This window comes from Streptomyces marincola (genome assembly GCF_020410765.1).
Lineage (GTDB): Bacteria > Actinomycetota > Actinomycetes > Streptomycetales > Streptomycetaceae > Streptomyces > Streptomyces marincola.
Genome location: NZ_CP084541.1, coordinates 4,963,082 through 4,987,332, shown reverse-complemented (window position 1 = coordinate 4,987,332; position 24,251 = coordinate 4,963,082). Strand labels below are relative to the sequence as shown.

The window sequence follows — 24,251 nt, the reverse complement described above, 5'->3', positions numbered from 1 at the left end:
CGCGTCACCGCCCCGCGGGGGCGCCGCGCAGGATGGAGTTGCCCTCCCAGTCCTCGGGCACGGCGCGTTCTTCGAGGTCGAGGCGACCGCTCTGGGCGTAGAACGCGACGGGGTTGCGCCACAGGACCAGGTCCACGTCGTCCTCGGTGAACCCGTCGGCCAGCATCGCGTCCGCGACGCGGCGGGTCTTGAGCGGATCGCTCCTGCCCCAGTCGGCGGCCGAGTTGACCAGCATCCGCTCAAGGCCGAGGCGGCGCAGCACGGCCACCGTGCGGCGCTCGTCCATCTTCGTGTCGGGGTAGACGGAGAACGCCATCCAGCAGCCGCTGTCCTTGGCGCGGTCCACGGTGGTCTCGTTCAGGTGGTCGAGGACGACGCGCTCGGGCGGCAGTTCGGACTCCGCGAGGACGGCGAGGGTGCGTTCGAGGCCCGCGGCCTTGTCCCGGTGCGGGGTGTGCACGAGGGCGGGCAGGCCGTGGCGGGCGGCGAGTTCGAGCTGGGCGGCCAGCGCCTCGTCCTCGGCGGGCGTGAGGGAGTCGTAGCCGATCTCACCGACGGCGACGACGTTGTCCTTCTCCAGGTAGCGGGGCAGCTCCTCCAGCACGGGCGTGCAGCGCGGGTCGTTGGCCTCCTTGGGGTTGAGGGCCAGCGTGCAGTGGTGCGCGATGCCGTACTGGGCGGCGCGGTAGGGCTCCCAGCCGAGCAGCGAGTCGAAGTAGTCGAGGAAGCTGGCGGCCGAGGTCCTGGGCTGGCCGAGCCAGAACGAGGGCTCGACGACGGCGGCCACCCCGGCCGCGCGCATCCGCTCGTAGTCGTCGGTGGTGCGGGAGGTCATGTGGATGTGGGGATCGAAGATGCGCATCAGACCTCCGGGGCGGGCGCGGGCGGCGGGCAGAGGGCGAGGGCGTGGTGCACGTCGGGCGGGACGGGGCGCCCGGCGGCGGTGCGTTCGGCCGCGAACGCGGTGAGCATGCGGGCGAGTTCGGCGTCCGCGCGGTCGGCGAGTCCTGCGACGGCGGTGACGGGGACGCCGGTGAACAGGCACTTCAGCACCGCGTGCCGCCACAGGTGCTGGTCGAGGTGGCGGGCCGCGTAGGGGCCGACGGCGGCGGCGATCAGGCGCGGGTCGTTGGTGCGCAGGGCGTCCTCGACCAGCGGGCGCGCGGCGTCGCCCACCGGCAGGTCCGGCAGGGCGCGCAGCACGGCGCGGCGTTCGGCGGCGTCGCCCCGGTGGTACAGGCGCGCGACGGTGTCCGCGCCGGCGCGCGCGGCGCGCAGCAGCTCCGCGCGGGCGGCGTCGGCGGCGTCGCGCCCGGCGTGGCGGCCGGCCGAGGTGAACGCGGCCTCCCAGTTCTCCGTGCCGAGCACGCCCGCGAGCCAGGCGCGGGCCCGCGGCGTGAGCTGCTGCTCTGCGGGGTGCTGGGCGCCCGCGGGGTCGTTCCGGTCGGTCACGCGATGGCCTCCCGTTGGGCTGAGGTGAGGAAGTCGAGGGATCGGCGGGCCAGTTCGGGACCGGCGTGCGAGTGGCGCGGCAGTTCGACGGACACCAGGCCCGCGTACCCGGTGGCGTCCAGGGCGGCGAGCACGGGCGGGAAGTCCATCTCGCCCTCGCCGAACGGCAGGTGTTCGTGCACGCCGCGCCGCATGTCCTCGATCTGCACGTGGGCGGTCCACGGCGCGGCGGCGGCGACGCAGTCGGGCACGGGGTCGGGTTCGAGGCAGTGGCAGTGGCCCAGGTCGAGCGTGAGCCGGACGCCGTCGAGGTCGCGGCGCAGCCGGTGGAACGCGGCGAGCGTGTCGACCAGCATCCCCGGCTCCGGCTCGACGGCCAGCGGCACGCCCGCGCCCTGGGCGAGGTCGAGCACGGGCGCGAGTGCGCCGGCCAGCCGCCGCCACGCCTCCGCCTCGCCCGTGCCGGGCGGCACGCGCCCGCTGAAGCAGTGGACGGCCGTCGCGCCCAGGTCGGCGCCCACCCGCACCGCGTCGGCCAGCAGGGCCGTGCGGCGCGCGCGGGCGGCCGGGTCAGGGTCGAGGAGCGCGGGCCCGTGCTTGGCGGTGGGGTCGAGCACGTAACGGGCGCCCGTCTCGACGGCGACGGCCAGCCCGAGGCGTTCCAGCGCGCGGGCCACCTCGGCGGTGCGGCGGGCCAGGTCCGGGGCGCACGGGTCGAGGTGCATGTGGTCGAGGGTGAGCGCGACGCCCTGGTAGCCGAGGTCGGCCAGCAGGCCGAGCGCGTCGGTCAGGCGCAGGTCGGCCAGGCCGTTGGTGCCGTAGGCGAAGCGCAGCTGCCCGCCGATCATGTGGGAGTGACCTTCCGGGACAGGCGCCGGGCCGCGGCGAGCGTCGCGAGCAGCGCGGGAACGGCGCCCGGCCGGCCGGCGCGGGCCGCGAGCGCCGCCTGGAGCGGCACCAGGGCCGACAGGCCCGCGACCACGCCCTGCCGCACGAGCGGCCCGCTGGGCTCGCGGGCGGCGCGCAGCAGCGGCGGCGCGGTGGTCAGCACGTACGCGGCGGCGCCGGCCGCCGTTCCGGCGCGCTGCGGCGCGGGGCCCGCGGCGCGGGCCGGGGCGGCGACGGCCGCGGCCGTGCCGAGGGCGGCGGCCAGGGCGGCGAGCGGCGCGGAGCGCGGCCCGCCGTGCGCCTCGTGCCGGGACAGGGTGGTGACGGCCGCGGTGTGCGCGCCGACGACGGCCGCGGCGGGCAGGGCGCGGTGGGGGGCGGCGCCCGAGGTGGCGCCGAGCACGACGTTGAGGGCGCGGGCCGCGCCCATGGCGGCGGGACCCGCCTTGGTGTGCTTGGCGCCCAGGTCGTAGGCCCAGGCGGTGGCGGCGACGGCGCCCGCTGCGGCCAGGGCGGCCCTGGAGTGCGCGGCGGCCAGGGCGAGCCCCGCGGCGGTGAGCCCGGTGGCCGCGCCGAGGGCGGCGGCGGGCCGGACGCGGCCGGACGGGATGGGACGGCCCGGGCGTTCGTGGGCGTCGATGTCGCGGTCGGCCCAGTCGTTGAGCGCCATGCCCGACCAGTACAGGCACACGGACGAGGCGGCGGCGAGGGCGACGCGGCGGGCCGGGGCGCCGCCCGCGGCGGCGGCGCCCGCCACGATGTCGCCCGGGACGGTGAGCGCGGCGGGGCCGCGGACCAGTTCGGCCCAGGCGCGGTTCACGGCGCCGTCCGCAGCGTCCGCGCCAGGCCGAGCAGTTCCTGGTACTGGTCCCCGAGCGCGGCGGGGCCCGCGTCCGGGTCCTTGAAGAAGAACCCGAGCCCCGGCACGGGCCCCGCCAGGCCGGCGGCGTGCGCGCGGGCGACCAGGCGGGTCAGGTCGAGCACGAGGGGCGCGGCGAGCGCGGAGTCGCAGCCCTCCCAGATGGTCTGGAGGACCATGCGGGCCCCGAGGAACCCCTCGAACGCGACGTGGTCCCACGCCGTCTTCCAGTCCCCGAGCGCGGGCACGTTGTCGATGTGCACGGCGCCTTCCGGCACGGCGCCGAGGTTGTCGGCGAGCACCCGCTCCTTGCCCGCGTTCTTCGCCGCGGCGGCGGCCGGGTCGGCGAGGGCGGCGCCGTCGCCGCCGCCGAGCAGGTTGGTGCCCGACCAGGACCGCACGGTCAGGGCGCGCTGCGCGAACATGGGGGCCAGGGCGGCCCGCAGCAGCGTCTGCCCGGTCTTGCCGTCGCGCCCGGCGTGCGGGAGCCCGGCGGCCAGGGCGCGTTCGGCCAGTCCCGGGGCGCGCATGCCGGTCGCGGGCGTGAAGTTGACGTAGGAGCAGCCGGCCTCGATGGCGGCGGTGGCGTAGCCGGTGCTGATCGCGGGATCGGTCTCGGCGCTCGCCACGTTGACCACGACCGTGCGGTCCAGGCCGTGGCGGCGGGCGAAGTCGGCGATGTCGGCGGCCGGGTCGTCGCCGGGCTGGCGGATCTCCTCGTCGGCCGCGGCGAGTTCGGCGGCGACGGCGGCGGGCAGCCCGTGCGGCAGCACCCCGCCCGCGACGAGCTGCTCGGCGCGCTTGGCCAGCGGCACGTCGACGATGTCGTGCCCGCCGACGACCAGGTGGTCGAGCTCCGGCAGGCCGATCCCGGCGAACGGCGGCAGGGCGGTCACCATCCCGGTCGGCGGGGTCAGCCCGGCGGCCAGGGCGGCCCGCCCCGCGATGGTGGTGGTGGCGACGGAGCCGCGGGCGCCGATGAGCCAGAGGCCGGTGCGCGCGGTGGTTGCGGTGGTCACGGGTGGCCCTCCTCCTCCGTGTGGAGTGCAAAGAAAAGCGACGAACTCCGACGAATTCCAGCGACTTCCAACAACTTCGCCGAACTTCGACGCAAGGGGCCCCCGGTGCCCGGCCGGGTTCGGCGCGGCCTGGCACCGGGGGGTTCGCGGCGGCGGGGTGGGTTCGGCGTCACCACCCGCGCCGCCGTCACCGGCCGTCAGGGCCGGAACCGTCGCCGCCGCCCCTCGCGGCGGAGACGGGGCTGTGGGGATCGTCGGGGATGTCTCGGGACTCGTGGGGGGACCGGGGACGTGTGGGGTGTGTGTGGGGGACCGGGGACTCGTGGGGACCTGGCGGCTCAGGGGAGTTCGAGAACGCGGACGTTCCGGAAGCTGACGGTGTCCTCGGCACCGTGGTTCTGGAGGCCGATGTGGCCCTGCGTCAGGCTACGTGCGGGATCGGTATTGGTGAAGTCGTTGATCAGGACGCCGTTGAGGAAGATCCGCAGCCGCTCGCCCTCGACGCGCAGTTCGTAGGTGTTCCACTCCCCCGGCGGGTTCAGCGCGGCGTCGCGGGCCTCGATGTCGGCCGACTGGAACGTGTAGACGGCGCCCGTGGTGCGCTCGGGCGCGTCGGTGGCGTCGATCTGTATCTCGTAGCCGTTGTTCACGGCCGACCAGGGGTCGTCCGAGGCGGGGAAGCCGACGAAGACGCCCGAGTTGTCGTCCCCGTCGAGGCGCCAGTCGAGCTTGAGCGAGTACGACGCGAACTCCTCCGCCTCGTACCACAGCATGCCCATGCCGCCCTCGGTGGTGAGGGTGCCGTCCTCGCCGAGCACGAACTCGCCCGGCCCCGCCTGCGACCAGCCGTCCGTTCCGCTCCCGTCGAACAGCGTCCTGTAGCCGGTCTCGGGGCGGCAGTCGGCCTGGGTCTCACCGGCCGCCCAGCGGATGCCGCCGAGCAGGTGGCGCACGAAGTCCGGCTCCGTGAAGGACTCGGAGGTGTGCCCGCCGCCCGTGTAGAACGCCCGCCCGCCGTCGTACTCCTTGCACCACGCGATCGGGTGGTCGCCCATCTGGCCGCCGGTGTAGCTCGATTCGTCGAGTGAGGCCAGGACGCGGGCGGAATCGCGCGGGTTGGTGCGGTAGTCGTACCACTCGTCGGTGCGCTCCCAGGTCTCCCCGAGGTGCGCGGTGGCGTCGTGGGCCCGGTCCTCGACGTCGATCGTGGCGGGCTGGATGTGCGGATGCGAATGGAACAGCGCCCCGGCGAGGCCGCTGTACCACTCCCAGTCGTACTCGGTGTCGGCCGCCGCGTGGATGCCGACGTATCCCCCGCCGTCGTTGATCCAGCCCTCGAACGCGGTCTGCTGCGCGTCGTTGAGCACGTCGCCCGTCGTGGACAGGAACGACACCACTTCGTACCGCGCCAGGTTCTCGGGCGTGAACGCCGTGGAGTCCTCGGTCGCGGTGACGGAGAAGCCGTGCTCGGCGCCCAGCGCCCGGAGCGCGGCGACGCCGTCCTCGATGGAGTCGTGCCGGAAGCCGGCGGTCTTGGAGAAGACGAGCACGTCGAAGGCCGCGTCGCCCCCCGTTCCCTTGGTGTGGGCGGCGGGGATGGCGGCGGCCGGCGTTTCCTCGGAGGACGCGCCGTCGGCCAGCGCGGTGGGCAGGGCCGCCGCGCACACCAGGCCGCAGGCGGCCAGGGGCGCGAGCCGGCGGGCGAGTCGGGTGCGCCGGGTGGGGCGCGGGGGGTGGGCGCTTGGGGTGCTGTGGATCATCACGGACTCCCGGTGCCGAAGGTGAAGTCGTCGATGTCGAAGAGTGCGCCGCGGCCGGTCGGCCCGGTGAGGACCAGGTGCAGCGCGATGGTGCCGTCGGGCGGGTCGGTCAGTGCGGTGGTGACGTCCTCGTAGACGTTCCAGCCGCCGGTGGGGGCCACGTCCACGGAGCCGAGGAGCGGGCCCGTGGGCGAGTCGGCGCGGATCTCGATGGTGCCGCCCGCCCCGCCGGAGGCGACGCGCGCGGTGAACTCGGTGGCGTCGGACAGGAGGTAGGGGGTGAAGGCGATCCAGTCGCCGTCGTCGACCCAGCCGACCGCACGGCCGCCGTGCGCGGTGGCGTGCTCGCTGATCTCGACGCCGCTGCTGTCGCCGAAGTGCTCGGCCTGGCGGGTGCGGGTCTGGGTGATGACCTGGTGGTGCGTGGTCAGGCCGCCGGAGTCGGTGTACTCGGCGTCGAAGATGCCGAAGATGTTCGCGTTCGGGTCGTGTTCGCCGTCCGCGAGGGTCTGGAGGGTGCCGGAGCAGCCCGTGGTCTCGGTCAGCTTGTGGCCGTGGCTGTCGTGGCCGAGCACGAAGCTGAGCGTGACCCGCGAGCAGTCGATCGCGCCGTCCTCGGGGTCGGAGACCTCGATCTCGAACGGCACCGCGTCGCCGAAGTCCACGAGCTGCCCGGCGGCGGGCAGGACGAGTTCGACGGTGGGCGCGGTGTTGCCGACGGTGACGGGCACGGAGGCGGAGCCGGTGCGGCCCGTGGCGTCGGTGACGGTGAGTTCGGCCGTGTAGTCGCCGTTCTCCTCGTAGGTGTGGGTCGGGTGGGGCTCGGTCGAGGTCGCGCCGTCCCCGAAGTCCCAGGCGTAGGTGATGGCATCGCCGTCGGGGTCGCCGCTGCCCTCCGAGGAGAACGCCACGGCCAGCGGCGCGGGCCCCGAGGTGGGGGCGCCGGACGCCTCCGCGACGGGCGAACGGCCGTCGGTCACGTGCTCGATGCGGTACAGGGCGCTGTTCTCGTCGCCGCTGAAGTAGCCGGTGCCGTAGTCCAGGACGTACAGGGCGCCGTCGGGGCCGAAGGCGCTGTCCATCACCTGGGTCCCCGACCAGGGGAACTCGTTGATGGAGTTGATGGTGCCGTCCGCCTCCAGATCGATGTTCCTGATCCAGCGGCGGCCGTACTCGGTCGCGAAGAACTGCCCGTCGTACGCCTCGGGGAACTTCACGTCCGAGTCGAGGCCGGGGTCGTACCGGTAGACGGGCCCGGCCATCGGGGACTCCGAGCCGCCGCCGAACTCGGGCACCGAGGTGCCGTCGTAGGGAATCCACGCGGGCTGCGCGGGCGGCAGCTCGGCCAGTCCCGTGTTGTGCGGCGACTCGTTCACGGGGGCGGCGCAGTCGAACGCGGCGCCCGAACTCCCGTCCGCGAAGTCGTAGTCGATGTACGCGTCGTTGTCGCCGGTGCAGTAGGGCCAGCCGAAGTTGCCGGGACCGGTGATCCGGTTGAACTCGACCTGCCCGCCCGGGCCCCGGGACGGGGAAGCCGCGCCCGCGTCGGGGCCGTAGTCACCGACGTAGACGACGCCGGTCGCCCGGTCCACGCTCATCCGGAACGGGTTGCGGAAGCCCATCGCGTAGATCTCCGGGCGGGTGCCCTCGGCGCCCTCGGCGAACAGGTTGCCCGGCGGGATCGTGTAGCCGCCGTCCTCGCCGACGGTGATCCGCAGCACCTTGCCGCGCAGGTCATTGGTGTTGGCCGAGGTGCGCTGCGCGTCGAACACCGGGTTGCGCTCGGCCCGTTCGTCGATGGGCGTGTACCCGTCGGAGGCGAACGGGTTGGTGTCGTCGCCGGTGGACAGGTAGAGGTTGCCCTCGGCGTCGAAGTCGATGTCGCCGCCGACGTGGCAGCACTGGCCGCGGCTCGCCGGGACGTCGAGGATCGCGGTCTCGCTGGCGAGGTCGATCCTGTGGTCCTCGTCGAGCACGAAGCGCGAGAGGCGGTTGACGCCCTCGAACGGCGCGAAGTCCTCGGGCGCGCCCTCCGTCGGCGCGTCGCCCGCCGGCGTGTCGAGCGGCGGCGCGTAGAAGAGGTAGATGAAACGGTTCTGCTCGAAGTCCGGGTCCACGCCGATGCCTTGCAGGCCCTCCTCGTCGTGGGCGTAGACGTCCAGCGTGCCGACGACCTCGGTGCTGCCCGCGGCGTCGGTGCGCCGCACGGTGCCGTCGCGCGAGGTGTGCAGCACGGACAGGTCGGGCAGCACGGCGAGCGACATCGGCTCGCCCATCTCGGCCTCGCCCTTGGCAAGGGCGACCTGCTGGAACTCGGCGGCGGGCGCGGTGTCCTCCGGCGCCCGGCCGTCCGCCGCGGGCACCGCGGCGGCGGGTGGGGGTGCGGCGGCCAGCGCGGGCGAGCCCGTGAGGGCGAGCACGCCGCCGGCCAGTGCGGCGAGAATCCTTCTTGTCATCCTGTGCACGCGCGTCCTCCGATGAGCACACGGTTGTGGGGGGATTTCGTCTGGCACAGGCGCGCGCCGCCGCGCCGGGGGGACTACGCGGCCGGTGGACGAGGGGTGGCCACGCGATCCCGAAGTGACCGGTACACAACAGGGACGGTAACGACTTTCCCCGCCAGTGGAAACCCCTTTGAAACAAGAAGGACAAACTTCATCCAGCGAAGGGACAAAGTCCCGCCCCCCGCGGCCTCGCACCGCCCTGACCGGTGTCCGAGCGCTCGGCTACGATGAGTTCGCACATCCTGACGGAGAGACAGGCAACGGGGGGTGCCATGCCGTCGTTCGACGAGGAGTGGGCCGGCCTTCACGCCGCGGCCAGGGACACGAGCACCGCGCCGGTCCCAGCCACCCGGCTGAACAGCGCGGAGGGCCAGGGCGCCGCGCCCGATCTGGAGCTGCGCGGTGAGCAGTTGGCGGCGGTCGGGCAGGGCGCGGACGCACTGGCCGACGCGCTCGACCGCGCGGGCCCACCGCACCTGTCCGCCCTCGGCGCGCACGAGACCGCACACGCGACGCCGAGCCAGACGCAGCACGTGTTCGCGCTCGGCGGCACAGTGGGTAACCCTGCCTTCCGGAGTGTCCGCGCCAAGATCGCCCTTGCGTTACCTTGCCTCGTTCTCGTCATGCTCACGGTGGCGTCCTGCTCACCAAGCGACGAGCAGCCGGCCCCCTCGGAGGCACCTCTGATCTCCGCCGAAAGCATCTGTGGCGGCACCCTCAATGAACCGGCCGCCACCGATCTGCGAACACTGACCGGCACCCAGCAATTCAGAGAATCCACAGTTCCGTCGGCGCCCCCAGTCGATCTGGAGGAATTTCTGACGACGCTTCGCGCTTCCGACTTCGGCCACGAAAATTTCTGCCGCATTTACCTCCCGCAGGAGAAGTTGGATTTCGCGACCACGGCCTTCGGCTGGACAGAGGAAGCACCCGCCGACTTCACCCCCGAGCCCGGCCACATGCTGTTTGACACTGGGGCTTCCGCCTTCACGGACGGGAACACAACGAGTATCTACTTCCCCTGTCGGGTCGAGGGGGCATCGGGCAGCGTCATCTCTGCGCGTCTCTACGATTCCAGTCAGGGGGCCGGCCCTCTCCAGATCTCCATTGTGAACTCCGTGTCGCGGGCCGTCGCCGACGGGCTCGGGTGTCTGGAGGAGTCCGGGCTCGTCGAAGGACGGCCGGAACGGCGCACCGGCTGAAACCATTCCGCAGAGGGTCGGCGTTGTTGCTCAAAAGCCCTTGGCCGGCAGGCAGGGTCCATTACAGAGCTGCCGATTCCTACGAGAACGGCGAGACGATGGGCAGAATTTATCGTGGATAGCATCCCCTTCGCAAGGGCAGGGCGCCGCCCCCTCCGGGCAGCGCTCTGCACACTACTCATCGCAGTTGCCGGCTGCTCGCAGAAGAATGACGCAGAGAACAAAGGCCCAGGGGAACTCACCAGGTCAGCGGCGCAGGTCTGCGACGGCACACTCGACGCGACTGCCGCCTCACACCTCGAAAGGATGGCATTCACAAAGGAGTTCAAAGAGACCCACCTTTCCACCAGACCTCCAGCCGATGTGCGCGCATTTACCGAGATGTTGCGCTCATCACCTGAAGGCACCAAGTTCTTCTGTTTCATCTACCGAGCAGATGAGACTCGACCGCTCTTGAGGGTGGAGTTCGGCTGGACCGAGCCAATACCAGCAGATCCCGGACCGGCGCAGGAGACATCCGCCTATCGCACCGGTGCCTTTTCTTACGCGAGACCGAGGTCGGCCCAGATTTTTTTCCCTTGCGCAACGGACAGCGGACCAAAGAGCACCATGTCGGCCCGACTCATCGGCCATATGGAAGCCCACGCCGGAACCGATTCCACCATCACCATCCTGAACTCCGTGTCGCGGGCCGTCGCCGACGGGCTCGGGTGTCTGGAGGAGTCCGGGCTCGTCGAAGGACGGCCGGAACGGCTCACCGGCTGACTCCTCGGCCGGACGGAAGTCGGCGTGCTGCTCGAAGCACCACTGCGCCCGGCGCATCGCGAGAACGGCAAGACGACGGGAGGGATCTACCGTGACTGAGAAGTTCACGAAGTCGCTGGGCCCGCGAGTCCGTTTCGCCCTGGCATCCGTGGCACTCCTCGCACTGACCTCGTGCACACAGGGCGATGGCGAGGGCGACGACGAGACGAGCACAGCCGGAATACCGGCCGCCGAGGTCTGCGACAGCACCCTCACCGAGTCCGCCGCGGGCGACCTGGAGGGGACGACCGGGGCAACGCGGTTCAACGAAGGGCGCTACACCTCGGAGCCCCGCGTCAGCCTGGCCACGTTCCTCGACGCGTTCGGGCAGAGGACGCCCGGCCATTATCCCTTCTGCCGCGTCTACGTCGGCGGCGACGACCGCCCCCTGATCGACATGTCGTTCAGCTGGAGGGAATCGGCGCCGCCGGCGGACGCCGAGCTTGACCTCCTGCACATCGGGTTCAGAACCGGCCACCTCGCTTACGCCCAGACGACGGGCTCGACGAGCATCTACTTCCCCTGCGGGAGTGACTCGGAGCCGCAGAAGTACGTGGTGGCCCGCCTGTACTCGGGTCTGCTGCTGTCCTCCGGTCCGCCGCCCGGCATCAACATCCTGAACTCCGTGTCGCGGGCTGTCGCCGACGGGCTCGGGTGTCTGGAGGAGTCCGGGCTCGTCGAGGGACGGCCGGAACGGCTCACCGGCTGACTCCTCGGCCTGGCCGCCCGCCGTTTCCTCGGCCCCGCCCGGGGTACTCGCCGGGGTCCGGCCGAGGACACGGAGGTGAGAGACCATGCCTGGACGCCAGGAGCTGCCCTCGACGCTGGAACGGTCACCCCGTTCCGCACAGCGGACCTGGATCAAGGCACACGATTCGGCGGTGCGGGAGTACGGCGAGGGCCGGCGGGCCCACCGCGTCGCCTACGGGGCGCTGAAGCACACCCACGAGAAGGTCGGCGACCACTGGGAGCGCAAGGAGAAGCGCCGCAAGGGCCCGTCCGACCCGCGGTCCGCGCGGCCACGCCAGGTCGGCGGGCGCAGCGGTGAGGGCGTGGACGAGCAGGCCACCAAGCAGCACCTGTACGAGCTGGCCAAACGCCTGGGCGTCGCGGGCCGCTCCCGCATGGACAGGTCTGAGCTGCTGTCGGCGGTCCGGCGGGCGAACCGCTCGCGGACGCGCGAGGCGCGCGACGGCTGAGACGGCCCCGGCCGGGCCGGGCGCCCCGCCGCTCCCCCGCCCCGCCTGCGGACGACCACGGACGAGACCAGGAAAGGGCCGTTGCGGATGTCGCGTGACACCAACGACCGGCACGATCAGCAGGACCGTTTCTTCCGGCTCGACGCCGCCGAGGCGGCGGCGCTCGACGCGCACTGGCGGGCGGCGAACTACCTGTCCGCCGGCCAGATCTACCTGATGGACAACCCGCTCTTGAAAGAGCCGCTGCGCCCGCACCACGTGAAGCCGCGGCTGCTCGGCCACTGGGGCACGTCGCCGGGGCTCAACCTCGTGCACACGCACCTGAACCGGCTGATCCGCGCGCACGACCTCGACGCCATCTGCGTGTGGGGCCCGGGCCACGGCGGCCCGGCCGTGGTGGCGAACGCCTGGCTCGACGGCAGCTACACCGAGACCTATCCGGACGTCACGCGGGACGAGCCAGGCATGGCGCGGCTGTTCAGGCAGTTCTCATTCCCTGGCGGCATCCCGAGCCATGTCGCGCCCGAGACGCCGGGATCGATCCACGAGGGCGGCGAGCTGGGGTACTCACTCGCTCACGCGTACGGCGCCGCGTTCGACAACCCGGACCTGCTGGTGGCCTGCGTGATCGGCGACGGCGAGGCCGAGACCGGCCCGCTCGCGGGGTCCTGGCACTCGAACAAGTTCCTCGACCCGGTGCACGACGGCGCGGTGCTGCCGATCCTGCACCTCAACGGCTACAAGATCGCGAACCCGGCGCTCCTGGCCAGGCTGCCCGAGTCGGAACTCGACGACCTGCTGCGCGGCTACGGCCACTACCCGCTGCACGTCTCGGGCGAGAAGCCGGCCGAGGTGCACCGCGAACTGGCCTGGGCCATGGAGTCCGCCCTCGAACGGATCACCGCGATCCAGCAGGCCGCGCGCCGGGAGGGCGCGACGCACCGGCCGCGCTGGCCGGTGATCGTGCTGCGCACGCCGAAGGGCTGGACGGGCCCGGCCGAGGTCGACGGGGTCAAGGTCGAGGGGACCTGGCGGTCGCACCAGATCCCGCTCGGTGCCGCCCGCGACAACCCCGAGCACCTGCGGCTGCTTGAGGAGTGGCTGCGTTCGTACCGGCCCGAGGAGCTGTTCGGCGCGGACGGCGGCCCGGTCGACGGCGTTCTGGCGCACGTACCGGTGGGAACGCGGCGGCTGGGCGCGAATCCGCGCGCCAACGGGGGTACGCTGCTGCGGGCGCTGCCCGTCCCCCCGCTCGCGGACCACGCGGTCGAGGTCGACGCGCCGGGCGGCACGCGGCACGAGCCGACGGAAGTTCTCGGGGGCCTGCTCGAACAGCTGATCAAGGCGACCGCGGAACGCCGCGACTTCCGCCTCGTGGGCCCGGACGAGACGGCGTCCAACCGGCTCCAGGCGGTGTACGGCGCCACCGACAAGGCGTGGGACGCCGAGACCCTGCCGGTCGACGAGCACTTGGCGCGCGGCGGCCGGGTGATGGAAGTACTCTCCGAGCATCTGTGCCAGGGCTGGCTTGAGGGGTACCTGCTGACGGGCAGGCACGGCCTGTTCGCGAGCTACGAGGCGTTCGTCCACATCGTCGACTCGATGGCGAACCAGCACATCAAGTGGCTGCGCACCTCGCGCCGGCTGCCGTGGCGCCGGCCCGTGGCCTCCCTGACCTACCTGCTGACGTCGCACGTGTGGCGGCAGGACCACAACGGCTTCTCCCACCAGGACCCGGGCTTCGTCGACCACGTGCTGAACAAGAGCCCCGAAGTCGTCCGCGTCTACCTGCCGCCCGACACGAACACGCTGCTCGCGGTCGCCGACCACGTGCTGCGCAGCCGGGACTACGTGAACGTCGTCGTCGCGGGCAAGCAGCCGTGCTTCGACTGGCTCGGGCTTGAGGAGGCGCGGGCGCACTGCGCGCGGGGCGCCGGGATCTGGGAGTGGGCCGGCTCTGAGTCGGCGGACCGCGAGCCCGACGTGGTGCTCGCCTGCGCGGGCGACGTGCCCACGCAGGAGGTGGTGGCAGCCGCCGACCTGCTGCGGTGCCACCTGCCGGACCTGGCCGTCCGGGTGGTGAACGTCGTCGACATCGCCCGCCTGATGCCGCCCGGGGTGCACCCGCACGGGATGTCCGACCACGACTACGACGCCCTGTTCACGCGCGACCGGCCGGTGATCTTCGCCTACCACGGCTACCCGTGGCTGATCCACCGCCTGACGTACCGGCGGGCGAACCACGCCGACCTGCATGTGCGCGGCTACGTGGAGGAGGGCACCACGACGACGCCGTTCGACATGGTGGTGCGCAACGACCTGGACCGCTACCGGCTCGTGATGGACGTGATCGACCGCGTGCCCGGGCTCGCGGTGCGGGCGGCGCGCGTGCGGCAGCTCATGGCCGACACGCGCGGCCGGCACGACCGCTGGATCCGCGAGCACGGGAGGGACCTGCCCGAGGTCGAGGACTGGAGCTGGGGTGCGCGCGGCTGATCCGCCCGGCGGGCGGAAAGACCGCGCGCGGGGCGTGCGCGGCGGGAACCACCCTCCCGGCTGCGCTACCTTCGTGAGCACGGCGCGCCCCCCGCTCCCCCGGCAGGCCACGGGCCGGCGCTCCGCGCGTCCGCAGCGGCTCCCCCGCGCCCCCGACCCGGCGCGGAAGCGGCCTCCCGACGCGTGACCCCCCAACCCGACGCCGGTCAACCGTGCGCTTGCCAATGAGGTGTACGCCCGCATGAAGATCTCCTTCCTCCTCCACAACGGCTACGGGATCGGGGGCACCATCAAGACGACGTTCAATCTCGCCCAGGCCCTGGCCGAACGGCACGAGGTCGAGATCATTTCCGTGCACCGGCACCGCGAGGAACCCACGTTCACCCTGGGCACGAACGTGCGACTGCGGCACCTGATCGACCTGCGGACGGAACGCGACCACCCGGCACGCCAACGGCCGGCGCGGGTCTTCCCCGCGTCCGAGTACCGCTACCACCAGTACAGCGAACTGACGGACCAGCGGATCGGCGCGTGCCTGTCCGCGCTCGACTCCGACGTCGTGGTCGGCACCCGCCCCGGCCTCAACGTGCACCTCGCCCTCCAGGGCCCGAAGCACGCCGTGCGCGTCGGGCAGGAGCACCTGACCCTCGACAACCACCCGGCGGCGCTGCGCGGCGAACTGCGCCGCGTCTACCCGCGCCTCGACGCGCTCACGACCGTCACGCACGCGGACGCCGAGGCGTACCGGCGCAAGATGCGGCTGCCGGGCGTGCAGGTCACGGCCCTGCCCAACAGCGTTCCCGAGCCCGCGCTGCCGCCGGCCGACGGCAGCGGGCGCATCGTCGTCGCGGCCGGGCGGCTGGTGCGCTCCAAACGGCACGACCTGCTGATCCGCGCGTTCGCCGCCGTGGCGGCGGAACGGCCCGACTGGCGGCTGCGGATCTACGGCCGGGGCGAGGAGCAGGCCAGGCTCCGCCGGCTGATCGAGGACCTGGGCCTGTACAACAACGTGTTCCTCATGGGCACCGCCTCGCCCATCGAGGCCGAGTGGGTGAAGGGCTCCATCGCCGCCGTGACGTCGAGCTTCGAGCCGTTCGGCATGACCATCGTCGAGGCGATGCGCTGCGGTCTTCCCGTGGTGTCCACGAACTGCCCCTACGGACCGGCCGAGATCATCGACGACGGCGTGGACGGCCGGCTGGTGCCGGTCGGCGACCGGGACGCGCTGGCCGCGGCGCTCCTGGACCTGATCCGCGACGACGACCTGCGGCGGCGCATGGGCAGGGCCGCGCTCGACCACGCGCGGCGCTTCGACCCGGTGCCGGTCGTCGAGCAGGCGGAGGCGCTGTTCGCCGGCCTGGCGGAGACGCGGAGGGCCCGCCGCGCCCGTTCCCTGGTCAGGGCGAGGGCGGCGGCCGGGCGGCGGCTGGCCGCCTCGGTGGTCAGCCGCGGACACGCGATGAAGGACGCGGTGGTCGCGCTCGGCGTGACCACGCTGCGCACCGTGCGGAAGGGCGACGGCCGATGAGCGGAAGCATCCCGGGGGGCACCCCGCGCGACGGGCGGGGCAACGGCGGCGCGCCGGGCGGGGCGGCCGGTGCCCGGCGCCCGGGACACGCGCCGGACGACCGCCCTTCGGAGGACGGCATGCCGGAGAACAGCGCGCCGGAAAACAGCAGGCCCGAGAACAGCACGCCGGGAAACAGCACGTCCGAGGACGGCGCCTCGCGGGACAGGACGCCGGAGGACCGCACGCCGAAGGACAAACTGCCGCGTGCCGACAGCGCGTTGGACGCCGACGGCCGCCTGACCGTCACGCTGCGCGGGCTGCGCGACGCGGCGGCACCGGTGCTGCACCTGGCCCTGCGCCCCGCGAAGGGCGCGCAGGAAACCGTCGCGCACGCCCTGCCGCTGCGCCCCGCGCCGGGCGCGCCGGGCCGCTGGCACGCCGAGGTGCCCGAGGCACCGGCGCTGGCCGAGGGCCGCTGGGACGCGTTCGTGTGCGACGCGCCCGGCGCGCCGCGGCAGCGCGTCGTGCCGGGCGTGCGCGACCTGCGCGTCCTCGCCGGGGGCGCAGCTGCGCACGCCCCCGGCGGACGCCCGCTGGCCGTGCGCCTGCCCTACGCGACCAAGGACGGCTACTTCGCCGTGCGGGCCTGGCTGCGCCCGGCGCTCGCCGAGGCGGGCGAGCTGCGGGTGACCGCGGAAGGGTTCGCCGTGCGGGGGCGGTTGTTCGGGGCCGCCGCGGGCCTCGGCGGCGCGGCCGTGCTGCGGCTGCGCGGCTGCGGCGGCGCCACCACCGCCAAGGTGCCGCTGCGCGACGAGGGCGACGGCGCCTTCTCGTTCACCGCCGCCTGGGCGGCGCTCACGCCCGTGCCCGAGCCGGGGCCGCCGGCCGTGTGGGACGTGTTCGTGAAGCCGTCGCTCAAGGCCCGCAGGGTCCGCGTGGCCCGGCTGCTCGACGACGTCGCGGACAAGAAGGCGGTGTTCGTGTACCCGGACACCGAGGCGGGCGGCGTCACGTTCCGCCCCTACTACACGCTGGACAACGACCTGTCGGTGCAGGTCACGCCACCGTCCGCGGAGCCACCGCGGTGAGGGGCGCGGACGGCGCGCGGCGGTCGCACCCCGGCGGCGGCGGCGCGCGGGGCCGGCGCGGTCCCGCGGAACCGAGCAGCAGGACACGGCAGAAGGGCAGGACGCGATGATCTACGCCGACCGGGCCGACGCGGGCCGGCGGCTCGCGCACGAGCTGCGGGACCTGCGCGACCAGGACGTGGTGGTCCTCGGACTGCCCAGGGGCGGGGTCCCGGTCGCCGCCGAGGTGGCGTCCGCGCTGCACGCCCCGCTGGACATCGAGGTGGTGCGCAAGCTCGGGGCGCCCGCCCAGCCCGAGGTGGCGCTGGGCGCGATCGCCGAAGACCCCGGCGCGCGGGTACTCAACGAGCGCGTGCTGCGCGCCACCGGCGCGGGCGAGGAAGAACTCGCGTCCGTCGAGGCAGCGGAACGCGCCGAACTGGCGCGGCGCGCCCACGCCTACCGCGGCGGCCGGCCGCCGCTCTCGGTGGCGGGGCGCACGGTGGTGATCGTGGACGACGGGATCGCGACGGGCGCCACGGCGCGCGCCGCGTGCCGTTCCGCGCGCCAGCGCCACGCGCGACGGATCGTGCTCGCCGTCCCGGTGGCCCCGGGCGGGGACGACGGGGGCGTGCGCGCCGACGCGGACGCGTTCGTCTGCCCGGAACGGCCCGCGGACTTCATGGCGGTGGGCCAGTTCTACCGCGACTTCAGGCCCACGACCGACGACGAGGTCGTCGCCTGCCTGCGGCGCGGCAACAGCCGGGAGGTCGCCGTGCCGGCCGGCCGGGTGCGCCTCGGCGGGGAGCTGACGGTGCCGGCTGACGCCGTCGGGATGGTCGTGTTCGCGCACGGCAGCGGCAGCAGCAGGCACAGCCCGAGGAACCGGTTCGTCGCGGACGCGCTGAACGGCGCGGGCCTCGGCACGCTGCTGTTCGACCTGCTGACGGACGAGGAGGAGGCCGACCGCGCGAACGTGTTCGACATCGGCCTGCTCGCCGGGCGGCTCGCGGACGCCACCGCGTGGCTGACCGCCGCGCCCGAGGGGCCGGGCGCCTCGCTGCCGGTCGGCTGGTTCGGCGCCAGCACCGGCGCCGCCGCCGCCCTCTGGGCCGCCGCCGAGCCGGGCTCGCCCGTGGCGGCCGTCGTCTCCCGGGGCGGGCGGCCCGACCTCGCGGGCGAACGCCTCGCGGACGTCACCGCGCCCACCCTGCTGATCATCGGCGGGAACGACCCGCAGGCCATCGAGCTGAACCACAGCGCGCGGCGTTCCCTCGGCCCGGCCGAGCACGAGCTGTCGGTGGTCCCCGGCGCGACCCACCTGTTCGAGGAGCCGGGCGCGCTGTCCCAGGTCGCCGAGCTGGCCAGGGACTGGTTCCTGCGCCACCTCGCACCCGCCGCCCGCTGAGCGGGCCCGTCAGGCGCCGCGGCCCGTCAGGTGCCTCGGCGCGCGCGGCCGAGCGGCGCGCGCCCCGGCGCCCGCAGGAAGCGGCCGAGGCGGGAGAGCGGCCAGGTGTTGATCACGTCGTCGGTGGTGAGCCAGCCGCGCTGCGCGGTGCCGACGCCCCAGCGCATGGTGCCGAGTTCGCCCGTGGAGTGCGCGTCGCTGTCCACCGCGAACCGCACGCCGTGCCGGCGCGCGAGCAGCACGTGTTCGTCGCGCAGGTCGAGGCGGTTGGGATGGCCGTTGACCTCCACGGCCGTCCCGGTGCGCGCGCACGCGGCGAACACCGCGTCCAGATCCACGTCGATGCCCTCGCGCCGTCCGATTCTGCGCGTGGTGAGGTGCCCGATGATGTCGACGTACGGGTTCTCGCAGGCGGCGATCAGCCGCCGGGTCTGCGCGGCGCGGTCGAGGCCGAAGTGCGAGTGCACCGACGCCACGCACACGTCGAAGCCGGCGAGGAACGCGTCCGGCCAGTCCACACCGCCGTCCGGGCCGATGTTCAGCTCGGTGCCGTGCAGCAGCGCGAGCCCCCGGTGCCGCCCGGCGAGCGCGCGCAGCCGGTCCCGCTGGGCGAGGATCTTCTCCTCCGTCATCCGCTGCATCCGCAGCATCGGCGCGTGGTCGGTCACCGCGTAGTAGGAGTAGCCGCGCGCGGCGCCCGCGGCCACCATGTCGGGCAGCGAGGCCAGGCCGTCGGTCAGGTCGGTGTGGGTGTGCAGGTCGCCGCGGATGTCCTCGACCGCCACCGGGCGGTGCGGCGCGCCGCGCAGCGCGGCCTCCACCTCGCCGCGGTCCTCGCGCAGCGTGGGAGCGATCCACGGCAGGCCGAGCCGCGCGTACACCTCCTCCTCGGTGCCCGCCGCCACGCGGTCGCCGCCGTCGGCGTCGAACAGGCCGTCCCACGCCAGGCGCAGCCCGGCGTCCGCCGCGAGCGCGCGCAGGCGCGCGTGGTGCGCGCGCGAGCCGGTGCGGTGCAGCAGTCCCGCGCCCCACGCCTCGGGCGGCAGCACGCACAGGTCGATCCTGAAGCCGTCGGCCGTGCGGACCGACGCCTCCGCCGGGCCGCGCTCCGCGGTCTCCGCGGCCGACGGCATGGCGGTGAACGCCGCGATCAACGGCTCGGGGTCACGGGCCGCGGCGAGCACGTCGATGTGCCCGACCGTCTCGCGCATGCGGCGCAGCGAGCCGGCGAACGCGCACCGCTCGCAGCCCGGCGCGGCCGACACGGCGGCGACGGCCTCGTCCGCGAGCCCGGTCGCGGCGTCGAGCAGCAGCCGCCCGCCGGTGGACCTGAGCGTTTCGACGCCGCGCAGGATGCCGCGCACCGTGCCGGGCCCGAACCCGGACAGGCCCTTCAGGCCGTCGCGGGCGATGGCCTCGGCGAGCTGGTCGACCGACGCGATGCCGCGCTCCCGGTACAGCGCCATCGCCTTCTTCGGCCCGAGTCCCGGCACGGCCAGCAGCCGCCGCACGCCCTGCGGAACGGCCGCGCGGGCCCGGTCGAGCGCGGCGATCCGGCCGGTGCGCAGGTACTCCTCGATCTTGTCCGCCGTCGACCTGCCGACGCCGGGAACGGCCCGCAGGTCCGCCGCGTCCAGGCGGGAGATGTCCTCGGGGTGGCCGCGGACGCCGCGCGCCGCGCGCTCGTAGGCGCGTTGCCTGAACGCGTCGCCGCCGGTGATCGCGATCAGGTCGGCGTACTCCAGGAGCAGCGCCTCGACCTCGTCGTTCACCCGGGCCATGGTTCCCACTGTAGGGAGCGTCCCGGCGCCCGGCGCGTCGAACGCCGAGCGCCCGCGGCTCGCGCGCCGGGCATGCGCGCCGTGCCCGCGGGTACCCGTGGCCCTTCGACGACACGAACGGAACCGGCCGGAACGGAGTGAGTGCCGTGCGGGCGACCTTCACGCTGGGGCGGATCGCGGGAATCGGGATCGGGGTCAACTGGAGCGTCCTGCTGGTCTTCGCGCTCATCGCCTCGGGCCTGGCCGGTGGCCGGCTGCCCGAGGCGCACCCGGACCGCGCCTGGCCCCTCTACGCCGTGGCGGGACTGGCCACGGCCGTGGTGTTCTTCGCGTCCCTGCTGGCCCACGAACTGGCGCACGCGATCGTCGCGCGCCGGCACGGCATCGACGTCGACGACATCGTGCTGTGGCTGCTCGGCGGCGCGACGCGCATGCGCACCGAGGCGCAGGACCCGCGCGCCGAGCTGCGCGTCGCGGGCGCGGGACCGCTGGTGAGCCTGGTGCTCGGCGCGGCGTTCGCGCTGCTCACCTGGCTGCTCGGGGCCATGGGCGCGGCGGCCCTGCTGGTGGAGGCCGTGGCGTGGCTCGCGGCGATCAACCTGGTGCTCGCGGTGTTCAACGCGATCCCCGCCGCCCCGCTCGACGGCGGCCGGCTGCTGCGCGCGTACCTGTGGTGGCGCGGCGGCGACCGGCTGCGGGCGACCGAGGGCGCGGCGACGGCGGGCCGCGCGTTCGGCTGGGTGCTCGTGGTCGCGGGCCTGTGGCAGTTCCTGTGGACGGCGTGGTTCGGCGGTCTGTGGCTGGCGCTGATCGGCTGGTTCCTCGTGGTCGCGGCCGGCCAGGAGGGCCGCCAGGCCCGCGTCCGCGAACTGGTGTCCGGGGTCGCGGTGCGGGACACCATGACGCCGGGACCCGTGACCGTCCCGGAACGGCTGACGGTCGAGGACCTGCTGCGCGATCCCGCGCGGGCGGAGCGGCACACCGCGTTCCCGGTCACGGGCGAGGACCCGGAGCGGCCCGTCGGCCTGGTGACCGTCGAGGGCGCGAGCCGGGTGCCGGAGCGCGAACGCCCGCACACCACCGTCGGCGCGGTCATGCGCCCGCTGTCCCGCACGCGCGTGGCCCGGCCCGACGAGGCCCTGGCCGACCTGCTGCCGCGCCTCGAACCCGGCGCCGAGCACCGCGTCCTCGTGCTCGACGAGGGCCGGATCGCGGGCATCGTCTCGCCGTCCGACGTGAACCGCACCGTGCGCACGATGGCCGCGCGTCCGCGGGCCGGCCGGGCCGCGGGCGGCTGACCGTCCCCGCCCCCGAAGAAGGCCCCGGGGCGGGGACGGCGCGGCGGATGTCAGGAACCGCTGTAGACCGTCGCCTCCTCCGAGGTCTCCGCGATGCCGTCGGGCCCGTCGAAGAACCGCTCGCCCCAGGGGGTGAGGGAGTCGGGGTCGAAGCCGTTCACGAGGTCGAGGTAGGCCACCTCGGCGCTGTTGCCGCTCCACGACCAGCCGATATAGCCGAGGCCGAGTTCCCTGGTGACGGCCATGATGGCGGCCTCGTCCGGGTCGCCGTCGGAGTGGTTGTGGCCGAACTCGCCGACCATGATGGGCAGCCGGGCGTCCACGAACGAGGTCAGGTAGTCCCGCACCACCTGCTCCGAGGTGTAGACGCCGTACATGTGGATGGAGAACACCAGGTTGCCCGTCGGGTCGGCCTCGTACACGGCCGCGGCGTTGTCCCGCATGGTGTGGGTCCAGTCCTGGCCCCAGTTCGGCGCGTCGACGACGAGGGTGTGCTCGTAGCCCGCGTCGCGCAGCGTGGCGACGGCCGCCCGGGTCTCGGCCGTCCAGCGCTCGTACTCGGTATTGCCGAAGGGCTCGTTGCCGATGTTGACGAGGATGTGGTCCTCCTCGCCCTCAAGCGCGGACCGCACGCGCAGCCAGTACTGGGCGGCCTCGGCGAGGGACACGGCCGCGGACGCCTCCGGGTAGCCGGTGGTGTCGTGCACCTCAAGCACGCAGATGAGGCGGTTGGCCTTGCACTCGGCCACGATGCTCTCGACCTCGGCGACGCCGGTCTCGGCCCACTGGTGGCCGCTGCTCAGCACCACGCGGACGGTGTTGGCGCCCTTCGCCTTGATGTCGGCGAACGACTGGGTCTCGCCGGTGTACCACGCGTGCGGGTGGTTGACGCCGCGGATGAGGAAGTCGATGCCGTTGCTCTCCTGCAAGCGGCCGTCGACGACGCGCAGGCCGACGGCCGCGGCGCCCGGCGGCCCGGCGAGCGCCGCGGGCACCGCGAGCGCCAGGCCGAGCAGCGCGGCGGCGAGGCCGGCCAGCAGGGTACGGATTCGGGTCTTGGACAAGGTCTGCTCCTCAAGGAGTTCCGTCCCGTAGGACTCCGAGCGGGTGGGGGGTGGAGACCTGGCCCGCGAGCGTTTGGGAGCGCTCCCACGGGCCCATCCATCACGCCACCGGCGTCACGGCCGTGTCAAGACGCGCGCCCCGGCGACGTTCCCCGGACGCGCGGCGCCCGGCGGGCGGACCCGCCACGCCGAGGGCTTTTCACCCGATTGCCCTGAATTGCGGCCCCGGATGGCCCTCCGTAGCCTGAAGGAGCCGGACCATCGCAGGGCCGGGGACCCGCGCGAGTGAACGGACGAGGAGGCGCCATGCTCCGCCACCGGCTCGGCCGGCTCTCCGTCTCGGCCTGCGCCGCCGCGGCCCTCGCGCTCGCCGCGCCGGGACCGGCCGGCACGGCGGGCGCCGCCCAGGAACCGGGCGGGCGCGGCACCGCGCGCGGCGACGCCGCGCTGCGGCAGGCGCCCGCGCGGGACTCCGCGGTGCTCACGACCGCGTCGGACGGTGAACGGGTCACCGTGCTGTGCGTGGCCGAGGGGGCCCGCCGTTCCGCGTGGTACCTCGTGCACACCGACCACTACGCGTGGGCGTCCGCGCGCGACATCGCCATCGCCGGGCGCCCGCCGCCCTGGTGCTGACCGCTGCTGACCCCGCCCCGCGCCCCCGGCCGCGCGGGCTCCGGCGCGCGCCGACACCGGCGGTGGCCTCTCACCACCGCGCGCCCACGATCGCGCGCGGGCCCCGGCGCGCTCCGCCACCGGCGCGCGGCAGGGGCACGCCGGCCGCACCGAGGCCGCGGACCGCGCCGGCCGCACGGCCCGCGCGGACTTTCCTGGACGGGCGGAAACCTCCCGCGCACTACGTCGGGCCGGACGCCTCGTTGAACCGGGCGCACCGCCGTGTCGCCCCGTTCAGCACCCGCGTTTCCCCGACGCGGCCGACGTATCGGAGGACGTTCCATGACCATCGCCACGCCCAGCCCCCGCCTCGCGCACAGCGCCGAGTGGCGTGCCGCGTTCGCCGCCGTACCGAGTGGGGCGTTCCGCGCGGAACCGGCGTCCGAGGGCGCCCGGGACGACTCCGGGGCCGCGGGCCCGGCCCACGCCAGGCTGGCCGCGATGTGCGAGGCGCTGCACGTGCCGCGCGCGGCGCGCGTGCTCGACCTGGGCACGGGCACCGGGTACGGCGCCGCGCTGCTGAGCCACCGGTTCGGCGGCGAGCGCGTGGTCTCCGTCGACGCCGACGCCGACCGGCTCGCCGCCGCGCGCACGCGCCTGGCGCGCGCCGGGTACGCGCCGGAGCTGGTGACCGGGCCGCTGTCGCGCGGCTGTCCCGAACGCGCCCCCTTCGGCGGGCTGCTCGCCGCGCACGGCGCGGCGCACCGCGTGCCCGCCGCGTGGGTGGGCCAGGCCCTGCCGGGCGGCGTCGTGGTCGCCGCCCTCGGCACGGGGGCCGTCGCGCTGCGGGCGGACGGGGAGGGCGGCGCGTCCGGCCGGTTCCTGCCCGTGCTCGCGCCGCACCGGGAGCCGGCCGACCCCGCCGTGCGGGCGCGCATCCCCGCGCTGCTCGTCCCGCTGGGGGCCAGGGCCGAGGTGTCGCTGCCCGCGGACCCGGCGGCGGCGATGCCGCGGTTCCTCGGCTCCCTCGCCCAGCCGGACGTGGCGGAGCTGTCCCTGATCGACGCCGACGGCCGTCCCGCGCTCGGGCTCGTGCACCCGGCGACGGGGTCCTGGGCGCGGCTCGACCCCAGGGACGACGGCACGGCGCGCCTCCAGTGGGACGGCCCGCGCGAGCTGTGGGCAGAACGCGTCCCGCTGCTCGCGGACTGGGCGGCGGCCGGGCGGCCGGGCCCCGAGGCGTACGGGCTGACGGTCGCGGCCTCGGGCGCCAACCGCCTGTGGCTCGGCTCGCCCGAAGGGCCGGGCGAGGTGCTGTGACGCCCGTC

19 protein-coding genes and 1 pseudogene are annotated in these 24,251 nt (G+C 74.4%); 11 read left to right on the top strand and 9 right to left on the bottom strand.

The window, feature by feature from the left end:
* Positions 1 to 4: 4 nt before the first annotated feature.
* The 7 genes and pseudogenes from LC193_RS21990 to LC193_RS21960 all read right to left on the bottom strand — a co-directional run bounded on the left by LC193_RS21990 (position 5) and on the right by LC193_RS21960 (position 8,434).
* Complete coding sequence (locus LC193_RS21990) at positions 5 to 862, bottom strand: TatD family hydrolase (protein WP_226076779.1); 858 nt, start codon at positions 860 to 862, stop codon at positions 5 to 7.
* Positions 862 to 1,452, bottom strand: a complete 591-nt coding sequence (locus LC193_RS21985) for an EboA domain-containing protein (protein WP_226076776.1) — start codon at positions 1,450 to 1,452, stop codon at positions 862 to 864. The genes LC193_RS21990 and LC193_RS21985 overlap by 1 nt, the downstream gene beginning before the upstream one ends.
* Positions 1,449 to 2,300 (bottom strand): sugar phosphate isomerase/epimerase family protein, encoded by an 852-nt coding sequence (locus tag LC193_RS21980; protein WP_226076772.1) that lies wholly within the window; start codon positions 2,298 to 2,300, stop codon positions 1,449 to 1,451. Before LC193_RS21980 ends, LC193_RS21985 begins: the two co-directional genes overlap by 4 nt.
* Positions 2,297 to 3,160 (bottom strand): SCO3242 family prenyltransferase, encoded by an 864-nt coding sequence (locus tag LC193_RS21975; RefSeq protein ID WP_226076769.1) that lies wholly within the window; start codon positions 3,158 to 3,160, stop codon positions 2,297 to 2,299. Before LC193_RS21975 ends, LC193_RS21980 begins: the two co-directional genes overlap by 4 nt.
* A complete protein-coding gene (locus LC193_RS21970) occupies positions 3,157 to 4,218 on the bottom strand; it encodes an inositol-3-phosphate synthase (protein WP_226076766.1) in 1,062 nt (353 codons plus the stop codon). The genes LC193_RS21975 and LC193_RS21970 overlap by 4 nt, the downstream gene beginning before the upstream one ends.
* 344 nt (positions 4,219 to 4,562) lie before the next feature.
* Positions 4,563 to 5,978: pseudogene (locus tag LC193_RS21965) on the bottom strand (ThuA domain-containing protein); the annotation flags it as partial.
* A complete protein-coding gene (locus LC193_RS21960) occupies positions 5,978 to 8,434 on the bottom strand; it encodes a PQQ-dependent sugar dehydrogenase (RefSeq protein ID WP_226076763.1) in 2,457 nt (818 codons plus the stop codon). The pseudogene LC193_RS21965 and the gene LC193_RS21960, both read right to left, overlap by 1 nt.
* A 320-nt stretch (positions 8,435 to 8,754) precedes the next feature.
* Between LC193_RS21960 and LC193_RS21955 the strand changes: the two genes are divergently transcribed.
* The 8 genes from LC193_RS21955 to LC193_RS21920 all read left to right on the top strand — a co-directional run bounded on the left by LC193_RS21955 (position 8,755) and on the right by LC193_RS21920 (position 18,168).
* Complete coding sequence (locus tag LC193_RS21955; RefSeq protein WP_226076760.1) at positions 8,755 to 9,684, top strand: hypothetical protein; 930 nt, start codon at positions 8,755 to 8,757, stop codon at positions 9,682 to 9,684.
* 609 nt (positions 9,685 to 10,293) lie between these two features.
* Positions 10,294 to 10,449, top strand: a complete 156-nt coding sequence (locus LC193_RS21950; RefSeq protein WP_226076757.1) for a hypothetical protein — start codon at positions 10,294 to 10,296, stop codon at positions 10,447 to 10,449.
* Between the two features lie 91 nt (positions 10,450 to 10,540).
* Positions 10,541 to 11,197, top strand: coding sequence for a hypothetical protein (locus LC193_RS21945; protein WP_226076755.1), 657 nt, complete (start codon positions 10,541 to 10,543; stop codon positions 11,195 to 11,197).
* Between the two features lie 85 nt (positions 11,198 to 11,282).
* Positions 11,283 to 11,687 (top strand): ChaB family protein, encoded by a 405-nt coding sequence (locus LC193_RS21940; RefSeq protein ID WP_226076753.1) that lies wholly within the window; start codon positions 11,283 to 11,285, stop codon positions 11,685 to 11,687.
* 87 nt (positions 11,688 to 11,774) lie between these two features.
* Positions 11,775 to 14,183, top strand: coding sequence for a phosphoketolase family protein (locus tag LC193_RS21935; RefSeq protein ID WP_226076752.1), 2,409 nt, complete (start codon positions 11,775 to 11,777; stop codon positions 14,181 to 14,183).
* A 241-nt stretch (positions 14,184 to 14,424) separates the two neighbouring features.
* Positions 14,425 to 15,711 carry a glycosyltransferase family 4 protein gene (locus LC193_RS21930; RefSeq protein WP_226076751.1) on the top strand — a complete coding sequence of 429 codons (1,287 nt, stop codon included), beginning with the start codon at positions 14,425 to 14,427 and terminating at the stop codon, positions 15,709 to 15,711.
* Complete coding sequence (locus tag LC193_RS21925; protein WP_226076750.1) at positions 15,708 to 16,781, top strand: hypothetical protein; 1,074 nt, start codon at positions 15,708 to 15,710, stop codon at positions 16,779 to 16,781. Before LC193_RS21930 ends, LC193_RS21925 begins: the two co-directional genes overlap by 4 nt.
* Before the next feature lie 106 nt (positions 16,782 to 16,887).
* On the top strand, positions 16,888 to 18,168 hold the full coding sequence (locus tag LC193_RS21920) for a phosphoribosyltransferase (protein WP_226076749.1): 1,281 nt from the start codon (positions 16,888 to 16,890) through the stop codon (positions 18,166 to 18,168).
* 26 nt (positions 18,169 to 18,194) lie between these two features.
* On the opposite strand, the gene LC193_RS21915 is transcribed toward LC193_RS21920, so the two are convergent.
* A complete protein-coding gene (locus LC193_RS21915) occupies positions 18,195 to 19,949 on the bottom strand; it encodes a helix-hairpin-helix domain-containing protein (protein WP_226076748.1) in 1,755 nt (584 codons plus the stop codon).
* 146 nt (positions 19,950 to 20,095) lie between these two features.
* Here LC193_RS21915 and LC193_RS21910 point away from each other — a divergent pair, with 146 nt between their 5' ends.
* Complete coding sequence (locus LC193_RS21910) at positions 20,096 to 21,247, top strand: site-2 protease family protein (RefSeq protein WP_226076745.1); 1,152 nt, start codon at positions 20,096 to 20,098, stop codon at positions 21,245 to 21,247.
* A 50-nt stretch (positions 21,248 to 21,297) separates the two neighbouring features.
* On the opposite strand, the gene LC193_RS21905 is transcribed toward LC193_RS21910, so the two are convergent.
* A complete protein-coding gene (locus tag LC193_RS21905) occupies positions 21,298 to 22,311 on the bottom strand; it encodes a glycoside hydrolase family 5 protein (protein ID WP_226076742.1) in 1,014 nt (337 codons plus the stop codon).
* A gap of 306 nt (positions 22,312 to 22,617) precedes the next feature.
* On the opposite strand from LC193_RS21905, the gene LC193_RS21900 reads away from it, so the two are divergent.
* Positions 22,618 to 22,944: an SH3 domain-containing protein gene (locus LC193_RS21900; RefSeq protein WP_226076740.1), complete on the top strand. Its 327-nt coding sequence runs from the start codon at positions 22,618 to 22,620 to the stop codon at positions 22,942 to 22,944.
* Positions 22,945 to 23,265: 321 nt separating this feature from the next.
* Complete coding sequence (locus tag LC193_RS21895; RefSeq protein ID WP_226076738.1) at positions 23,266 to 24,243, top strand: methyltransferase domain-containing protein; 978 nt, start codon at positions 23,266 to 23,268, stop codon at positions 24,241 to 24,243.
* Positions 24,244 to 24,251 lie beyond the last annotated feature (8 nt).

Coding starts and splice junctions, on each gene's coding strand:
- LC193_RS21990 (WP_226076779.1), bottom strand. CDS start 862: ATGCGCATCTTCGATCCCCACATCCACATGACCTCCCGCACCACCGAC.
- LC193_RS21980 (WP_226076772.1), bottom strand. CDS start 2,300: ATGATCGGCGGGCAGCTGCGCTTCGCCTACGGCACCAACGGCCTGGCC.
- LC193_RS21960 (WP_226076763.1), bottom strand. CDS start 8,434: ATGACAAGAAGGATTCTCGCCGCACTGGCCGGCGGCGTGCTCGCCCTC.
- LC193_RS21955 (WP_226076760.1), top strand. CDS start 8,755: ATGCCGTCGTTCGACGAGGAGTGGGCCGGCCTTCACGCCGCGGCCAGG.
- LC193_RS21950 (WP_226076757.1), top strand. CDS start 10,294: ATGTCGGCCCGACTCATCGGCCATATGGAAGCCCACGCCGGAACCGAT.
- LC193_RS21940 (WP_226076753.1), top strand. CDS start 11,283: ATGCCTGGACGCCAGGAGCTGCCCTCGACGCTGGAACGGTCACCCCGT.
- LC193_RS21935 (WP_226076752.1), top strand. CDS start 11,775: ATGTCGCGTGACACCAACGACCGGCACGATCAGCAGGACCGTTTCTTC.
- LC193_RS21930 (WP_226076751.1), top strand. CDS start 14,425: ATGAAGATCTCCTTCCTCCTCCACAACGGCTACGGGATCGGGGGCACC.
- LC193_RS21925 (WP_226076750.1), top strand. CDS start 15,708: ATGAGCGGAAGCATCCCGGGGGGCACCCCGCGCGACGGGCGGGGCAAC.
- LC193_RS21920 (WP_226076749.1), top strand. CDS start 16,888: ATGATCTACGCCGACCGGGCCGACGCGGGCCGGCGGCTCGCGCACGAG.
- LC193_RS21915 (WP_226076748.1), bottom strand. CDS start 19,949: ATGGCCCGGGTGAACGACGAGGTCGAGGCGCTGCTCCTGGAGTACGCC.
- LC193_RS21900 (WP_226076740.1), top strand. CDS start 22,618: ATGCTCCGCCACCGGCTCGGCCGGCTCTCCGTCTCGGCCTGCGCCGCC.
- LC193_RS21895 (WP_226076738.1), top strand. CDS start 23,266: ATGACCATCGCCACGCCCAGCCCCCGCCTCGCGCACAGCGCCGAGTGG.